At 74.3% G+C, this 15,540-nt stretch carries 13 protein-coding genes; 6 read left to right on the top strand and 7 right to left on the bottom strand.

The genetic code is table 11. The features are described from left to right. Positions 1–225: 225 nt before the first annotated feature. The gene (locus J7W19_RS19555; RefSeq protein ID WP_040890171.1) at positions 226–597 is read right to left on the bottom strand and encodes an STAS domain-containing protein; all 372 of its coding nucleotides are present in this window, start codon (positions 595–597) and stop codon (positions 226–228) included. Positions 598–1,126: 529 nt separating this feature from the next. Between J7W19_RS19555 and J7W19_RS19550 the strand changes: the two genes are divergently transcribed. Beyond that, a complete protein-coding gene (locus J7W19_RS19550) occupies positions 1,127–1,717 on the top strand; it encodes a sigma factor (protein ID WP_040890141.1) in 591 nt (196 codons plus the stop codon). After that, positions 1,671–2,888: a hypothetical protein gene (locus J7W19_RS19545; protein ID WP_233478286.1), complete on the top strand. Its 1,218-nt coding sequence runs from the start codon at positions 1,671–1,673 to the stop codon at positions 2,886–2,888. The genes J7W19_RS19550 and J7W19_RS19545 overlap by 47 nt, the downstream gene beginning before the upstream one ends. A gap of 90 nt (positions 2,889–2,978) precedes the next feature. On the opposite strand, the gene purU is transcribed toward J7W19_RS19545, so the two are convergent. The 4 genes from purU to J7W19_RS19525 form a co-directional block, all read right to left on the bottom strand. After that, positions 2,979–3,869, bottom strand: coding sequence for a formyltetrahydrofolate deformylase (gene purU, locus J7W19_RS19540; protein ID WP_004946139.1), 891 nt, complete (start codon positions 3,867–3,869; stop codon positions 2,979–2,981). Between the two features lie 100 nt (positions 3,870–3,969). Then, positions 3,970–4,413 (bottom strand): SCO4402 family protein, encoded by a 444-nt coding sequence (locus J7W19_RS19535; RefSeq protein WP_040890138.1) that lies wholly within the window; start codon positions 4,411–4,413, stop codon positions 3,970–3,972. A gap of 103 nt (positions 4,414–4,516) precedes the next feature. Then, positions 4,517–6,145 carry a hypothetical protein gene (locus J7W19_RS19530; protein ID WP_004946134.1) on the bottom strand — a complete coding sequence of 543 codons (1,629 nt, stop codon included), beginning with the start codon at positions 6,143–6,145 and terminating at the stop codon, positions 4,517–4,519. Positions 6,146–6,471: 326 nt separating this feature from the next. Continuing rightward, positions 6,472–7,860: a hypothetical protein gene (locus J7W19_RS19525; protein WP_004946132.1), complete on the bottom strand. Its 1,389-nt coding sequence runs from the start codon at positions 7,858–7,860 to the stop codon at positions 6,472–6,474. Between the two features lie 375 nt (positions 7,861–8,235). Between J7W19_RS19525 and J7W19_RS19520 the strand changes: the two genes are divergently transcribed. From J7W19_RS19520 to J7W19_RS19505, 4 genes are all read left to right on the top strand, one after another. After that, entirely contained in the window at positions 8,236–8,910 is a 675-nt protein-coding gene (locus J7W19_RS19520) for a bifunctional DNA primase/polymerase (RefSeq protein ID WP_004946130.1), read from the top strand. Between the two features lie 145 nt (positions 8,911–9,055). Continuing rightward, a complete protein-coding gene (locus J7W19_RS19515) occupies positions 9,056–9,844 on the top strand; it encodes an ABC transporter ATP-binding protein (RefSeq protein ID WP_040890134.1) in 789 nt (262 codons plus the stop codon). Continuing rightward, entirely contained in the window at positions 9,841–11,457 is a 1,617-nt protein-coding gene (locus tag J7W19_RS19510; protein ID WP_004946124.1) for a hypothetical protein, read from the top strand. The genes J7W19_RS19515 and J7W19_RS19510 overlap by 4 nt, the downstream gene beginning before the upstream one ends. 128 nt (positions 11,458–11,585) lie before the next feature. Continuing rightward, entirely contained in the window at positions 11,586–12,182 is a 597-nt protein-coding gene (locus tag J7W19_RS19505; protein WP_040890131.1) for a DUF7691 family protein, read from the top strand. 90 nt (positions 12,183–12,272) lie between these two features. Here the strand turns inward: J7W19_RS19505 and J7W19_RS19500 are convergent, their stop codons facing one another. Both J7W19_RS19500 and J7W19_RS19495 read right to left on the bottom strand, forming a co-directional pair. Further along, the gene (locus J7W19_RS19500) at positions 12,273–13,856 is read right to left on the bottom strand and encodes an FAD-dependent monooxygenase (protein ID WP_004946117.1); all 1,584 of its coding nucleotides are present in this window, start codon (positions 13,854–13,856) and stop codon (positions 12,273–12,275) included. A gap of 191 nt (positions 13,857–14,047) precedes the next feature. Then, positions 14,048–14,959 (bottom strand): alpha/beta fold hydrolase, encoded by a 912-nt coding sequence (locus J7W19_RS19495; protein ID WP_040890127.1) that lies wholly within the window; start codon positions 14,957–14,959, stop codon positions 14,048–14,050. Positions 14,960–15,540 lie beyond the last annotated feature (581 nt).

The following is a 15,540-nucleotide window of genomic DNA, read 5'->3' as shown; positions in this document are numbered from 1 at the left end:
GGTGACCGTACAGCCCCGGAGCCGGTGACCGTTCGGCGCCGGGCGCTGATCACCGTTGGGCGCCGGGCGCTGGTCACCGTACGGCCCGGCGGAGCGGTCGTATGTCGTACGGACCGTGGCCTATGGCCGGTCGCGTGCGTCGCGTTCGCCGTTTCCGGGCGTGCCCGTCCGCCCCGGCGCCGGGCGGCGTGGGGTGGCTGTTCGGCCGTGACGCGGCGGGCCGTTTCAGGCCGAGAGGGGGTCGGTCTCGGCGGTGGCGCTCGCCAGGTCCGGGTAGACCTCGAAGAGGCGCCGCACGCCGAGCGCGGCGAGCACCCTGTTGACGTGTGATCCCTCGACCGCCCCCTGGGCGGGCAGGATCAACCGCAGCCGTCCTTGGCAGGAGCGCATCAGACGCCGGGCGGCGATCAGCACGCCGACCCCGCTGGAGTCGCAGAACCGCACCTCGCCGAGGTCGAGCACCAGACTCCGCCGGCCCTCCGCCACCGCGTCGTGCACGCGCTGCCGGACCGCCGGGGAGGTCACCAGATCCATCTCGCCGCTGACCTGGAGCACGGCCCAGTTCCCCTGGTCGCGCTCCCACACCTTCAACGTCACGCGTTCGAGCCCTTCCACTCGGTCCGCCGGCTGTTCGCGCTTTCCGGCGCAATTCCGGACTGAGCCCTTCCGCGGTGTGGCCGCCGTCCCGTGCGCTCCGCGACGGTCGTACGACCCTCGGGCATCCGGTAGCCGGATCCGCCGCGAATTGCCGCCTGGCATAAACCACCGCCCTGACCCTATGCCCAGCCCGAACCCTTCCTCCCCCCGGATCCGGTCACACCCGCATAACACATCGGCACATTCGAGCATGTCCGGTCAAACACCGAACGCCCGGTGGACGGCCGACGGACCATCGCCGTCCCCCGCACCACCTGCGGAGACGGGCCGGGCCACCCGGGACCCCGGGCCGGCGGCCGGCCGTGCCCCCGGCTCGTCAAGCCCTACCACCCACGGCGGCCCCGCGCCCGCGCTTCCCCGATCTTCCCCGGAGTTGCCCGGATTTCCGTCCGAACGAGCGCCCGTTGTCGGACCCTCCCGTTACATTGCGAAGTGCAGGCGTCGAGACGACGCACGGGAGGAGGGGCGGATGACGACGGACGCACCACCACGGTGGGACCGGAGGATGCAGCAGCGGCTCGCGCACGGCGAGGCGGCAGCGCTCGGCGAGCTGTACGACCGCTTCGCCTCCCTCGTGCACGGCCTCGCCCACCGCGTCCTCGGCGACGAGGCCGGCGCCGACCGGGTCACGCGCGACGTCTTCGGCCACGTCTGGGAGCATCCCGGCGAGTGGGACCCCCGGCAGGGCCCGCTGCGCTCCTGGCTCGCCGACCTCACCCACCGGCAGGCCGTCGCCCGGCTGCGCCGCGCCGAGAGCGACGGCCCCGGCGGGCCGGCCACCCCCGAGGAGATCGACGAACGCGTCCGCGCGGCCTCCGCCGCCGCCCGCGCCGACTACATCGTCGGCTCCATGCCCGCACCCCTGCGCGAGGCCCTCGACCTCGCCTACACCCGCCGCCTCGACTACCGCCGGGCCGCCGCCGGCCTGGGCGTCACCGAGGACGAGGCGCGCCGCCGGCTGCGCCTGGGGCTCCAGCTGCTCTCCACCGCCCACGGACCCCGCCGACCGGGCCATCGCGCGGCCGGCCCGCCGCCCTCCTCCGGCGGAGGCCCGCGATGACCGGGCACCCGCTCCGGCCGTCCGGTCCGTCCCGGCCCACCCGGCCGCATCCCGCGCCGAGGAGGCCGTCCGGCTGCGGGACGCGGTCGCTTTACTCCACCCCGAGGACAGTCTGGACCTCGACCCGTCCCTGCGCTCCCGGGTGCTCGCGCACTGCCTCGGCCGCCGCCCGGCCCGGATCCCGGTGCCCGGCTGGGCCGCGCCGTACGAGGCGGAGACGGCCCGCCTCGACGCCCTGCTGCGGGACATCGGCGAGCAGGACTGGCGGGCGCCGGTGCGGCTCGCCTGGTTCGACGGGCGCCGGTCCGCCGAACGGGAGGTCAGCGTGGCCGCCGTGATCAGTCACCTCACGGCGGTGGACGGCCTCGTCGCGGGCTCGCTCGGTCTGCCCGACCCGGTGCCGGCGCCGGCCGCCGCGGTGGCCGTCCTGTCCGGCGGCGGAGCGGCGGAGGCGCCCGCCGGCCGCGTCCCGGTGACACCGGACGGACGCACCGAGGCCCTCTGGACGGCCGAGGAGGGCCGGCCCTCCGGCAGCGCCCACGCGGCCTGGCGCGACCAGAGCCGCGCCCTGATAAGGAGCGCGTCCTTCGCCGCGGGAAGCAGTGGGAGCGGTGGGAACGCCGAGAATGGTGGGAGCGCCGAGAGCGGTGGGAACGCCGAGGTCACAGCGCCCACAGCCGCCACGAGCGTCGAGTACGGCCCGTTCAGCCTCCCGCTGCGCGACGCCTTCCTCGACCGCGCCTTCGAGTGCTGGGTGCACGCGGAGGACGTCGCCGACGCGGTCGCGTACCCGTACGAGCCGCCGGCGCCGTCCCATCTGCACCGCATGATCGACCTGGCGGCCCGGATGCTGCCGGGCGCGATCGCCGGCCGCCGCCGGGCCGGACTGGCCCCGCCCCCGCACGTGCTGGCCTCCGCCGGAGCCCCGGGGCGCGCGCTGCACCTGGAGGTGGAGGGCAGTGGCGGCGGCCACTGGTACATCGCCCTGGACTCCCCCACCGCCCACGCCTCACCGAGGACGGAAGTGGCCCATGTGGTGCTGGAAGGGCTGGAGTTCTGCCGGCTCGCCGCCGGGCGGATAGAGCCGCGGGAGGCCGCTGCCGGGCAGGACGGGGATCCGGAGGCCATCCGGGACGTCCTCTTCGCCACGGCCTCGCTGTCACGGCTGTAGCGGCGGGAGGCAGACGCCCGTAGCGGCGGGAAAGAGGGACGGCCCCGGGCCCGCGAACGCGGGCGGGCCCGGGGCCGCCGTGAGTCGGCCTTACGCGAAGACGACCGTGCGGCGGCCGTTCAGCAGCACCCGGTGCTCGCTGTGCCACTTCACCGCGCGGGCCAGGGCCTGGCACTCCACGTCCCGGCCGATGGCGACGAGCTGCTCGGGGGTCACCTCGTGACCGACCCGCTCGACCTCCTGCTCGATGATCGGGCCCTCGTCGAGGTCGGCGGTGACGTAGTGCGCGGTGGCACCGATCAGCTTCACACCGCGGGCGTGCGCTTGGTGGTACGGCTTCGCGCCCTTGAAACTCGGCAGGAAGGAGTGGTGGATGTTGATGATCCGGCCCGACAGCTCCTTGCACAGGTCGTCGGAGAGCACCTGCATATAGCGGGCCAGGACGACCAGTTCGACCTTCTCGTCCCGGACGATCTCCAGCAGCCGCGCCTCGGCCTCCTGCTTGGTGTCCTTCGTCACCGGAATGTGGTGGAAGGGGATGCCGTAGGAGCCGACGAGCTCGGCGAAGTCGGTGTGGTTGGAGACGACCGCCGCGATCTCCACCGGCAGGGCGCCGATCCGGGAGCGGAAGAGCAGGTCGTTGAGGCAGTGCCCGAACTTGGACACCATCAGGACGATGCGCATCTTCTCGTCGGCGCGGTGGATCTGCCAGTCCATGTGGAACGCGTCGCCGATGGCCGCGAAGCTGGCCCGCAGCTTCTCCAGCGTCACCGGGGCCTCCGCGCCGAAGTGCACCCGCATGAAGAACAGCCCGGTGTCGTGGTCGCCGAACTGCTGGCTGTCCTCGATGTTGCAACCGGTCATGAAGAGGTAGCTGGACACCGCGTGGACGATGCCCTGCTTGTCCGGGCAGGAGAGGGTGAGGACGTACTGGTCGGGCTGTGCGGTCCGCGCGGGCGGCGCCGGCTGCGAGGCGTTCATAGCCCAATAGCGTCGCACACCCGCGGGGCTCCCCCGGACCACCCGGTTCCGCGGGGGGCCGACGCGGCGCGTCCGGCCCCCGCCGGGCGCGCCGCCCGGGTCAGACCTTCGTCAGGACGGCCAGGACGGGCAGGGACCGCGGCGGCACGTCCGGGTCGTCCCCGTCCCCCGCCGCCAGCCGGACGTGCGCCTCGCGGGCCGCCCGGACGGCCTCGGGCCAGCCGTGGTGCTCCAGGTAGGCCGAGACCGGCGCGTCGGCGCCGACCTGGTGCATGATCCGCAGGACGCGCAGCACCGCCACGTCCACCAGGGCGGCCTCGCCCGAGTCGCGGAACACCGTTCCGACGTATTTCTCAGCCGACCAGTTGTCCAGCCAGGTGTCCTCGACCAGGCGGTAGACGGCGTCCGTCACGTCTCCGTACCCTTCACGCCCGGTCAGCCAGCACTCCTGCTGGAAGGCCGGGTCCGAGAGCATGTGCAGCGCCGAGCGGACGTTCGCCCGCCAGCGCCACCATGGCATGTCATTGAGCGGCATGCCGTCCATGGTGGTCGAGCGACGGCCGCGACGGGAAGACTTCTCCGAACCTTGCACAGCGATCGATCGTACGTTCCCGCTCCGGCATCGTGTCCCCGGGTGCCGGACGGCGTCAGAGCTGCGTCCACTGACGCTGCGGCAGCCCGTACTTCTTCGCGATCGGATTCCACAGGTCGGCCGCCCGCTTCTTGGCGGCCGTCGCCTCACCGCTGGCCCGGTCGCCGGCGATGGCCTCCTTGCTGGGACGGGCATGGCCCTTGTGGCAGCCGTGTTTGCCGCCGACCTGATCGGCCCAGGCCGCGTAGTGGGTGTCGGCGGACGCGGACGACTGCCACGCCTTGGTCAGCTGCGCGGTGAGGTCGCCGTGGCCGGGCAGCTTGTCCACGGGCGTCTTGCGCAGCCGGTCGACCAGGCCGTTCCGGTCCTTCGCGGCGTCGCGGAGGTCACCGGCCGACTTGCCGAGGTCCTTGCAGTTCCGGGTGGCGTCGACGGCCTGGACGACGGCGCCCCGGCTGCTGCCGCTGTCCTGGAGCAGCGCGTCCAGCGCCTTGGCCTGGCCCTCCGCCGGGTCCGCGGGCTTGGGCTTCTTGCTCTTGGTGCCGTCGGGGGTGGCCGGGGCGCTCGGTTCCGTCGTGACCGAGGCGGCCTTCTGGGGCTCCTGCCCCTTGTCCTTGTCGTCGCCCCCGCCCCAGAAGAACGCGCCGGTGGCGAGGCCCGCGACGGCGCAGCCGGCCACGACGCCGCCGATCACGGCCACGCTCCGGCCCCGGCCCGAGCGGGCCGGCTTCGCCGGGGCGGGCGGGGGCGCGTAGCCGGCGGCGGCTCCGGGCGGCGGGCCGGGGACGCGCGGGCCGCCGGGGCCCGGCCGGCCGGCTTGGGCGGCGGCGGGCACGCGGGGGCCCGCGGGGCCGGACGGCGTCGCCGCGGCGGCTGCCGCTGGGCCGGGCTGTGCGGGCGTCTCGCGGAAGGCGGCGGCCGACTGACGGAAGAGGGTGTCGAACTCGGCGGGCGGAGAGCTGCGGTCGCCGGCGGCCTGGGCGGGGGTGGGGGCGCCCGTGCCCGCCGCGCCCGCCGCTCCGGGAGCGACCGGCGGGAGGTACTGCGTGGCGGCGGACGAGTCTCCGGAAGCGGCGGCGTTCCCCGCGCCCCCCTGGACGGGCGGCAGGAACTGCGTGGCGGCCGACGCCGCGTCGGGCCCGGCGCCGACGGGACCGCCCGGCACCGGCGGCAGGTACTGGGTCGCCGCTTCCCCGGCGGGCGAACCGGCGGCGGACGGGCCGGGGACCGGCGGGAGGTACTGCGTGGCCGCCTCACCGGCGGACGGACCGGCGTTCGGCGCGCCGGGAACCGGCGGCAGGAACTGCGTGGCGGCCGACGCCGCGTCCGACGGCGGGCCGGCCGGGGGCCCGCCGGGGATCGGGGGGAGGTACTGCGTGGCGGCGGAGTCCGAAGCGACTCCGCTGGAAGGAGTGACCGGAGGCAGGTAGCGCGTCGCCTCCCCGTCGCCTGCCGGCCCGGAGGCCGACGGCTCCTGGAGGGGCGGGAAGTACTGCGTGGCCGGCTCCCCCTCGGCACCGCCGACGCCCGCGCCCGCCACGGGCGGCAGGTACTCGGGCGCCGGGGCGCGTCCCGGCAGCGGCGGCGGTACGGGGTCGAAGGCGCGCGCCGCCGGTCCCAGACCCTGCGGGGGAACCGGCGCGCCGGGTATTCGGGACGCCGCGCCGGCGCCGGGCGGAGGCATCTCGGGTGGCAGCGGCGTCCGTTGCCCGCCCGGCGGGGTCGCAGGGAATTGCGGCTCGTTTCCCTGTCCGCTCTGCGTCACCGGGACTCCTCATGCTGTACGGGTACGGAACGGCGGCTCACGCTACCCGGTGACTTGACGGCAGGCCACGTGGCGGGCCTGAGGGGGGTGAGGCCCCGGTCCCACCCCTCCGCCGATTCCCGGGGCGCTGCCCCGGCCCCCGGAACCGCGCTGCGCGCGGTCGTCCTCGAACGCCGGGCGGGCCGCGTTCGGCCCGCCCGGCGGTTCGGCCCCCCCTTCCGCCAAGCCGCTGAGCCACTGAGCCGCTAGGCCGCCTGCATCTCCATCCGCGCCCCGAAGTCCCGTACCGCGGGCTCGTCCCGGAACGGCTGGAGGCGTTGCTGGAAGTCCTCCAGGTACTCCGCGCCGCGGTTGGACCGCAGGGTGCCGAGGAGCTCCAGGGCCCGGGTGCCCGTCGCGCACGCCTCCTCGACCTCACGCTGCTGCACATGTGCGGTGGCGAGCAGCAGGAGGCCGATGGCGCGGCGGCGGACGCGGCCCTCGGAGTGGTTGGCCAGGGCGTCCTCCGCGTGCCGGCGGGCCGGTTCGGACTGGCCCAGGTCGCGGTGGCAGTGGGCCAGTTCGTCCGAGAGGTACGCGCGGTCGAAGTGCCGGATCCACGACGGGTCGTCGCCGGAGTCGATGCCTCCGTCGGCCTGTTCGAGCTTGGTGACGGCCTTGGCCGCGACCGTCTGGCAGGACCGGGCGTCGCCGAGGAGCGCGTGCCCGCGGGCCTCCGCCGCGTAGAACATCGCCTCGACCCGTGGCGTGACCTGCCCCCGGGCGCCCTCCTGCGCCGCCTTCGCGAGCTGGGCGATCTCCCGCGGGTTGCCGAGCGACGCGGCGAGGTGGCTCATGCTGGCGGCGAGCACGTAGCCGCCGTACCCGCGGTCGCCCGCGGCCTGCGCGAGCCGCAGGGCCTGGATGTAGTAGCGCTGGGCGAGTCCCGGCTGTCCGGTGTCGACGGCCATGTAGCCCGCGAGTTCGGTCAGCCGTGCGACGGCGGCGAAGAGTTCGCGCCCGACCGCCTCCCGGTACGAGCCGGCGAGCAGCCCGGAGACGACGCTGTTGAGGTAGTGGACGACGACCGGGCGGACGTGCCCGCTCCCGTACCGGTGGTCGAGCTCGACCAGCGCCTCCGTGGTGGCGCGGACCGCCTCCACGTCCGACACCCCGACCCGGGCGCCCGCGCTCCGCGCGACCTGCGGGTCGGCGCCGGTGATCAGCCAGTCGCGGCTGGGCTCCACCAGCGCGGACGAGGCCACCGAGGTGCCACTGAGGAAGTCGCGCCGGCCGACGTCGCTCCGCCACAGTTCGCAGACCTGCTCGATCGCCCCCATGACGGTCGGGGAGAACTGCAGGCCCACGCCCGAGGCGAGGTTCTTGCCGTTGGCCATGCCGATCTCGTCGATGGTGACCGTCCGGCCCAGCTTGCGGCCGAGCGCCTCGGCGATGACGGCCGGGGCGCGGCCGCGGGGCTGCTGACCGCGCAGCCAGCGGGCGACGGACGTCTTGTCGTAACGGAGATCAAGGCCGTGTTCGGCGCCGCACATGTTGACGCGGCGCGCCAGGCCGGCGTTGGAGCAGCCGGCCTCCTGGATGAGCGCCTGCAGCCGTTCGTTCGGCTGCCGCGTGACGAGTGGCCGTGCGGCCATCTGTACCCCCTGAGACTGCTATGCGTTCGCGAAGGACTTCGCGGAGCTCTTCGCGGGGCCGGGTACGGAGTCCTTCACGAAGGAACTCGCGAAGGGCCCCGCGAGATACGGAGAAGCTGGGACAGCTGAGAGCGCCTTCCTCTGCGATCTTTCCCCCCAATGTCCTGAGAATGCCGGACTTTCCCGTATTGATGCCAGAGCGTTGATGAATGCGTCGGCTGTGCCGGCTTCCGCCTCGCAGGTGGCTACCCCCCTCCCGGGGCGAAGCCGCCTCTGCGCCCCCGCACATGCATCCGTGCGCCCCGTGTGCTGATCCCCGCTGCCCCCATGCACCCCCGACACGGCCCGTAACCCCTGGTGACAAGGGGAGTTGTGATGAACGTGGAAGAGACGATCGGAGTAGGGACCCCGCGCATTCCCCAACAACGCGGCGAGCGCGTCCTCGACGCCGCGGTGCGGTACGCGGAGGAGCGGCACTGGGACGTTTTCGCCGGGACCTGGCTGGAGGCCGTGGACGGCCGGGAACGCTGCTCCTGCGGCGATCTCGACTGCCCCGCCCCCGGCGTCCACCCGGCCCGGCCGGACTGGGCCACGCAGGCCACCGGGAGCGCGGTCGGCGCGCGCCGGATGTGGGCGAAACACCCGGGCGCCGCGGTCCTGCTGCCGACGGGGCGGACGTTCGACGCCCTGGACGTCTCCGAGTCCGCGGGCTGCCTGGCGCTGGCCCGCATGGAGCGGATGGGCATCGAGCTGGGGCCGATCACCAGCACCCCGTTCCGCCGGATGCTCTTCTTCGTCCTCCCGGGCGGGGCGCTCAAGGTCGCGGACGCGGCGCGCAAGCTGGGCTGGCGCCCCTCCTCGCTGGACCTGGTGGCACGGGGCGAGGGCGACTACGTGGTGGCACCGCCGAGCCGGGTGGGCAACCGCGGCGCCGTGCAGTGGGCGCGCCAGCCCACCGCCGCCAACCGCTGGCTGCCGGACGCGGAGGAGCTGGTCAGCGCGCTCGCCTACGCGTGCGGCGGACAGTCCGCGGAGGCGCGGGGCCGGTAGCGGCCGGTGCCCCGGAGCGCTTCCGGACCGGGACCCGCCGCGTCCGGAAGTCCCTGACGTTTGTCACCTGCTTCCGTCCCCGGCCGCCCCTACGCTGAGGACGGGGGCGGGGCCTGCCGCCCCCGGGCACCACCAGGAACGAGGGATGGCAGTGGCACGGGAAGCGACATCCGCGGCCGTACGCGTCGAGGGACTCTGGAAGCGGTTCGGCGAACAGGTGGCGGTGGCCGGCATCGACCTGGAGATACCCGCCGGCCGGTTCATCGGGCTCGTCGGGCCGAACGGGGCGGGCAAGACCACCACGCTGTCGATGGTCACCGGTCTGCTGCGGCCCGACTCCGGGCGCGTGGAGATCGCCGGACGCGACGTCTGGGAGGACCCCGCCGCCGCCAAGTCCGTGATCGGCGTGCTGCCCGAGGGGCTGCGGATGTTCGAGCGGCTGTCGGGACGCGAACTCCTGGCCTACACCGGGCGGCTGCGGGGCCTGCCCGGCGACGAGGTGGACCAGCGGGCCACCCAGCTCCTCGACGTGCTCGACCTCGCGGGCGCGCAGCACAAGCTCGTCGTCGACTACTCGACCGGCATGCGCAAGAAGATCGGGCTGGCCGCGGCACTGCTGCACAACCCCGAAGTCCTGTTCCTCGACGAGCCGTTCGAGGGTGTCGACCCGGTCTCGGCGCAGTCCATCCGCCGGGTGCTGGAACGTTACACCGCCTCCGGCGCCACGGTCGTCTTCTCCAGCCATGTGATGGAGCTGGTGGAGTCCCTCTGCTCCTGGGTCGCCGTCCTCGCCGCGGGCCGCATCCGCGCGCACGGCACCCTGGAGGAGGTTCGGGGGGAGGCGCCGACGCTCCAGGCCGCGTTCCTCGACCTCGTGGGCGCCCGCGGGACGAGCGACGGCCAGGAGCTCGACTGGCTGGGCGGCGTCCGATGACCACCGCGGCCGCCTCCCCCGCCCCTCTGCTCTCACTGACCCCGCTCTTCGCCCGCCTGAAGCTGACGCTGCTGCGCAACGGCCTGCGGCAGTCGAACAAGCGCAAGGCCGTCTTCATCGCGTCCATCGTCCTCGTCGGCCTGTTCGGCGCGCTCCAGCTGCTCGGCCTGGCGGCCCTGCGCGGCACCGAGCACGCGGCGGCGTTCACCGTGCCGCTGGCGGTGCTGGTCGCGCTCGGCTGGGCGGTGATGCCGCTGTTCTTCCCCGGCGGCGACGAGACCCTGGACCCGACACGGCTGGTGATGCTGCCGCTGCGGCCCGCGCCGCTGATCGCCGCCCTGCTGGTCAGTTCGCTGATCGGCATCGGCCCGGCGTTCACCCTGCTGATCCTGATCGGCTCGGTGATCGCGACGGCGCACGGGGCCGCGGCGTTCGCGGTCGCGGTGCCCGCGGTGCTGCTGACACTGCTGGTGTGCGTGGCCCTGACCCGGGCCGTCGCCACCGCCAACGTCCAGCTGCTGTCCAGCCGCAAGGGCAAGGATCTCGCGCTGCTCAGCGGCGTGATCGTCGGCGTCGGGGCACAGCTCGTCAACCTGGCGGTGCAGAAGCTGAGCGAGGCCGGACTGGCCAGGCTGGAGCCGGTGGCCGATGTGACGCGCTGGATCCCGCCGGGCTCGGCGCTGGACGCCGTACGGGCCGCGGGCGAGGGCGAGTACGGTCTCGTCGCCGCGGAGCTGGCCCTGACCGCCGCTCTGCTCGCCGTCCTGCTGCTCTGGTGGCAGCGCACCCTCACCAAGGTCATGACCTCGCCGGACTCCTCCACCCTCGTCTCCGCGGCGAAGCCGGAGAAGGCGCGCGGGGCCGGCGCGGGCCTCGCCCGCCTGCTGCCCGCCGGCCGCGTGGGCACGGCCGCGCAGCGGCAGCTGCGCTACGCCTGGCGCGATCCGAAGATCAAGACGACCTGGGGGTCGACGCTGGGCATCGGCGTCGCGATCCCGCTGATCAACATCGTGCAGGGCTCGCACAATCTGTACTTCATTACGGTTCCGGTCCTTATGCTGACCGGTCTGATGTACAACCAGCTCGGTCTGGACGGCCCGGCCTTCTGGATGGTCCTGCAGACGATCGGCTCGCCGCGTGACGCGCTCGCCGAGCTGCGGGGGCGCGCGCTGGCGCTGACGCTGGTCTCGGTGCCCTATCTCGTCGCGCTCGTCCTGGTGATGGCCGTGATCACCGGCAGATGGGACCAGTGCCCGGAGGTGCTGGGTCTGAGCCTGGCGGCACTGGGGGCGTTCCTGGGGACGGGCGCCATCGCCTCGGTGCGGTTCCCGTACTCCGTGCCGCAGGACCACGCCTTCAAGAACATCGCCCCCGGCCAGTCCGGCATCGCCTGGCTCGGCACGCTCTGGTCGCTGGTCGGCATGGCGGTGTGCGCGCCCCTGATCGGGCTGACGATCGGTCTGCATCTGGCGGACGGGCACGGGCTGCTGTGGACCGTGCTGCCGCTGGGCATCGTGTACGGGCCGCTGGTCGCCTGGGCCGGGCTGCGGTTCGCCGCGACGCGGATGACGCGGCGGCTGCCGGAGATCCTGGAGGCGGTGAGCAAGGCGTAGTGAGCGAGGCGTAGTGAGCGAAGTGCAGGAGCGGCGGGGCGGCTCGGCAGGGCTGCTCGCAGGGATGCTCGGCAGGGGTGCCACCGTGGGCCCGGGGCGTTGTCAGTGCCCGGGTCTACGGTGGTTCCATGAGTTCCGCGATGTCCTTCACGCTGCTCGACCTCGCCGCCGCGCGCGCCTTCATCGGCTGCCGCGACGAGGGGCTGCTGCACGCCGTCCGTGACAACTTCGGCGCCGATCTGGCCGCCGACGACTCCTACTTCAGCAGTGAGATACGCCGGGGCGCCCCCACCGCGTACCAGGCCCTGGAGGCGGTGGTCAATGGCGGTCCGTTCGACGAGGGATTCGCCTCCCAGTACGGCTACGCGTACAAGCGGCTCTGCGAACTCACCGGTTACCGCCTGCCCAACAACAACTTCTGTCCCATACGCGCCTCGTGGCTGCCCGTTCTCGACGAGGCGATGGCGGGCCTGGGCATCACCGCCGTCTCCGTGTCCGAGCTCACCTACTCCCTCCCCGACCCGCTGCCGTTCACCGACCTGCCCGGCTACGGCGAGTGGACGGCGGAGGAGTGCGCCAAGGGCCTGGCGCAGTGGGAGGCCACCACGGAGGAGCAGCGGCGGGCCGTGGACCCCATGACGATGGAGGTGATCGAGGAGTGCGTCGGCTGGATGCGGGCGGCGGGCCGGATGCCGGGGTTCGGAGTGGTCGGCTTCCTTTCGTGAGGCCGTGAGGCGGCGTACCGGTGCGGTGCCCGGCCCGCGGCCGGCGGCACCGGATACGGCCGCTCACTCCGGCCGCGCGCCGCAGAGCGGTCACGCCACGACGGCGTTCCGTTCCGCCGCCTCCGGTCCGGCGGACGCCGTCGGCTCCTCTCCCGCTTCCACCGTTCCCCCCGCACCTGCCTCCGCGCCTGTCCCCGCCTCCGGCAGGGACCAGCTCGGCGGCAGTTCCTCCGCCGACTCCACATAGCCGTCGGGGCGGACGAGCAGGGCCGTCCGCTCGGCGTCGGCGCGGGTGACGGTGAGGGCGCCGGGCGGGGCCGGCGGGACGTCGGGGCCGGTGTCGCGCGGCAGGACGCGGAGGTGGGTGCCGGCGCGCAGTGCCTCGTAGAGGCGGGTGGGTCCGTCACCGGCCTCGACGAGCGGCAGGTCGGGCACGCGCCGGCCGGTGAGCGGGTGGGATCCGGGGGGTGCGGGATAGGCGACCGCGAGTCCGGACACCGTACGGGCCATGCGGCGTCCCACCGCGGGAGCGAAGGGGAGGACACGGGTGGCGACGTCGCGCACGCCCCGGATCAGCGGGGAGTCGAACAGCACCGCGCGGACGATGGCGCCGCTGACGCGCAGCACCTGGGTGCCGACGGGGTGGCGCTCGTCGTGGTAGCTGTCCAACAGGGCTTCCCCGGCCCGGCCCTGGAGGACGGCCGCGAGTTTCCAGCCCAGGTTGGCGGCGTCCTGGATGCCGGCGTTCATGCCCAGGCCGCCGGCGGGCGAGTGGACGTGGGCGGCGTCGCCGGCCAGGAACACCCGGCCGTCGCGGTAGCGGGGCACCTGGCGCTCGTCGCTGTGGAAGCGGGAGGTCCAACGGGCGTCGTGGACGCCGAAGTCGGTGCCGAAGAGGGCGCGCGTGACGCCCTTGAGGTCTTCCAGGTCGACGGGGGCGTCGGTGGGCAGCCGGGTGCCGCGCCGCCAGGCGATGATCCGGAACCAGCCGTCGCCGAACGGGACGACGAACGCGAACCCCTCGGCGCCGCCCCGGAACGCGGGCAGTTCGCGCGGCGCGGCGGCCAGCCGTACGTCGGCGAGCATCACGGAGTCGAGCACCGCCCGCCCCGGGAACGGCATGCCGAGCGCCCGCCGGACGGTGCTGTGCACGCCGTCGGTGCCGACCGCGTACCGCGCCCGCAGGGTGCGCGCGGTGCCGTCCGCCTCCTCGACGTCCAGCTCGACCCCGTCGGCGTCCTGCCGCAGTCCGGTGCAGCGCACGCCGCGCCGGATGTCGGCGCCCGCCGCCACGGCGCGCTCCTCGAGGAGGCGTTCGACGTGGTACTGCGGGGTCATCAGCACGCCCGGGAAGCGGGTTTCCAGCCGGGTGAGGTCGATGGCCATCCGCCCGAAGAGGCGGACGCCGTCGATCAGGTGTCCCGTGGCGATCAGCGCTTCGGCGAGGCCCCGCGCGTCGAACACCTCAAGGGTCCTGGCGTGTACGGCGAAGGCCCGGGTGAGGTTGGACTCCGTACTCCGCCGCTCCAGCAGCACGACGTTCACGCCCGAGGCGGCGAGATCACCGGCCAGCAGCAGGCCGGTGGGGCCGGCCCCGACGACGAGGACGTCCGCGGAGGGCTCGGTGCGGGCGGACCGAGTGGAGGGGGCGGAGGGGTTGGCACGAGCGGACATGACGGCCTCCTATGGCCGGTGTTCCTACGACCTGTTCCCTTCCAGTGCACACCTCGGGCGGAGGAATGTCAACGCCCGTTGAATTATTTCGGGGCGTGCGGACGCGGCCCTTTCGAGGCGTCTCCTTCGGCAGACGTTTCGGCAGGTCACGGGCGTGGGGGGCGGGGCGAGGCCGGAGCCTCGCGCCGCCGTTACACCGGTACCGCCGCGCGGAGGAAGGGCTCGGCCGCGCGGCGCCAGGCGGCCGGCTGGTCGTAGTGGAGGAAGTGGCCGGCGTCGGCCACCTCGGCGTAGCGGCCCTGAGGGAGGACGCGGACCATCTCCTGGGCCTCGGCACGCCCGAGTTCGCCGTCCAGGCCGCGGACGACGAGGGCGGGGCACTCGACGAGGGCCAGCTCCTCCCAGTGGGCGTCGTGGGCGTACGCCTCGCGGGCCATGAGCATCTGGCGGCGGAAGAAGAGCGGGCGCCAGCCGTCCGCGCGTTCGGCCATCACCTCGGCGTAGAAGTCGCCGCGGGCGGGAGCCGGACGGTCCAGGGTCGGATCTTCCTGGCCGAACCAGTGGCGGACGTCCGCCAGCGTGGCGAAGGGCACCGGCCAGGACTTGAACCACTCGCCCCAGCGGCGCTGGGTGGCGGCGCCCAGCGCGGAGGCGCGCATGTCGCAGATGACGAGGGCCCGGACGAGGTCGGGCCTGCGCGCCGCCAGCCGCCAGGCCGTGAGGGCGCCCATCGCGTGGCCGATGAGGGTGACCGGGGCGAGCCCCAGCCGCTCGACGACCGCCTCGGCGTCGGAGACGTACGCGTCCAGCACGTACGGGCCCCCGACGGGCTTCTCGCTGCGCCCGTGCCCTCGCTGATCGAGGGCCACCACGCGGTACCGGGCGGAGAGCCAACGGGCCGTCTCGGCCCAGTGCGCCGCGCGGCCCATCAGCCCGTGCAGCAGCAGGACCCCGCCCGCGCCGGGCTCCCGTCCCCGGGCCACGGCCGGCACCGTGTGCACCGGCGCGCCGCCCAGCGCGTCGACCGTCCGCGTCCGGTCGGCGAACTCCCAGGCGGCGAGCCGCACTCCACCGCTCCCACTGACATCGATACGCCGCGCCATCACTCCTGGCATCCCCACTTCACCCCCGGACAGCTGCACTTTATGGAACCCCCTTTCGAGTGGGACGGTTCTCGCGCTCAACACCCCTCGTTCGAGTGACCGGGGCCGAGGGTTGACCGTCGTCGCCAAGGGGAGAAATCGACTCGGGCGCGGACCGCTCGGGGAAACAGGTCCGCGAGGCGCACCCTGGGAGCTCGGGGCCCCGGGTCGCCAGAGGGGGAATACGGGGAGGCGGGGCCCCGGCCGCCCGCGAGGGCGCCGGGGCCCTTGTCATGCTTGGCGGCCCCGCGGGGCGCGGTGGTCCGGTGAGCGGCGCCCCTGCGGGCCGCGTCGACGCGCCGCCGCATAACGCACCGCCCGCCTCTCGCACCCCGCGCGGGCCCCCCGCCGGCCACCCGGGAGCGGTCGCGCGCAGCGCTTGCGCGTGGCGGGCAGGCCGGCCTGCCCGCAGCGCACCCGCCAATACCCGTGTCCCATGCGGCGTGCGCGCCGAGCGCGCGGGGGCAGTCGCGCGCGGCACCCCCACCGGACGGGCGGACCCGCCCTCGACCAGCGGGCCGACCGACACCACCACTCCGTAC

Origin of the sequence: Streptomyces mobaraensis NBRC 13819 = DSM 40847 (genome assembly GCF_017916255.1) — a bacterium.
GTDB classification, from domain to species: domain Bacteria; phylum Actinomycetota; class Actinomycetes; order Streptomycetales; family Streptomycetaceae; genus Streptomyces; species Streptomyces mobaraensis.
The sequence above is the reverse complement of the archived record's forward strand: the minus strand, read 5'-3'. Positions and strand labels throughout refer to the sequence as shown.

Coding starts and splice junctions, on each gene's coding strand:
- J7W19_RS19550 (WP_040890141.1), top strand. CDS start 1,127: ATGACGACGGACGCACCACCACGGTGGGACCGGAGGATGCAGCAGCGG.
- purU (WP_004946139.1), bottom strand. CDS start 3,869: ATGAACGCCTCGCAGCCGGCGCCGCCCGCGCGGACCGCACAGCCCGAC.
- J7W19_RS19535 (WP_040890138.1), bottom strand. CDS start 4,413: ATGGACGGCATGCCGCTCAATGACATGCCATGGTGGCGCTGGCGGGCG.
- J7W19_RS19530 (WP_004946134.1), bottom strand. CDS start 6,145: ATGCCTCCGCCCGGCGCCGGCGCGGCGTCCCGAATACCCGGCGCGCCG.
- J7W19_RS19525 (WP_004946132.1), bottom strand. CDS start 7,860: ATGGCCGCACGGCCACTCGTCACGCGGCAGCCGAACGAACGGCTGCAG.
- J7W19_RS19520 (WP_004946130.1), top strand. CDS start 8,236: ATGAACGTGGAAGAGACGATCGGAGTAGGGACCCCGCGCATTCCCCAA.
- J7W19_RS19515 (WP_040890134.1), top strand. CDS start 9,056: ATGGCAGTGGCACGGGAAGCGACATCCGCGGCCGTACGCGTCGAGGGA.
- J7W19_RS19510 (WP_004946124.1), top strand. CDS start 9,841: ATGACCACCGCGGCCGCCTCCCCCGCCCCTCTGCTCTCACTGACCCCG.
- J7W19_RS19505 (WP_040890131.1), top strand. CDS start 11,586: ATGAGTTCCGCGATGTCCTTCACGCTGCTCGACCTCGCCGCCGCGCGC.
- J7W19_RS19500 (WP_004946117.1), bottom strand. CDS start 13,856: ATGTCCGCTCGTGCCAACCCCTCCGCCCCCTCCACTCGGTCCGCCCGC.
- J7W19_RS19495 (WP_040890127.1), bottom strand. CDS start 14,959: ATGGCGCGGCGTATCGATGTCAGTGGGAGCGGTGGAGTGCGGCTCGCC.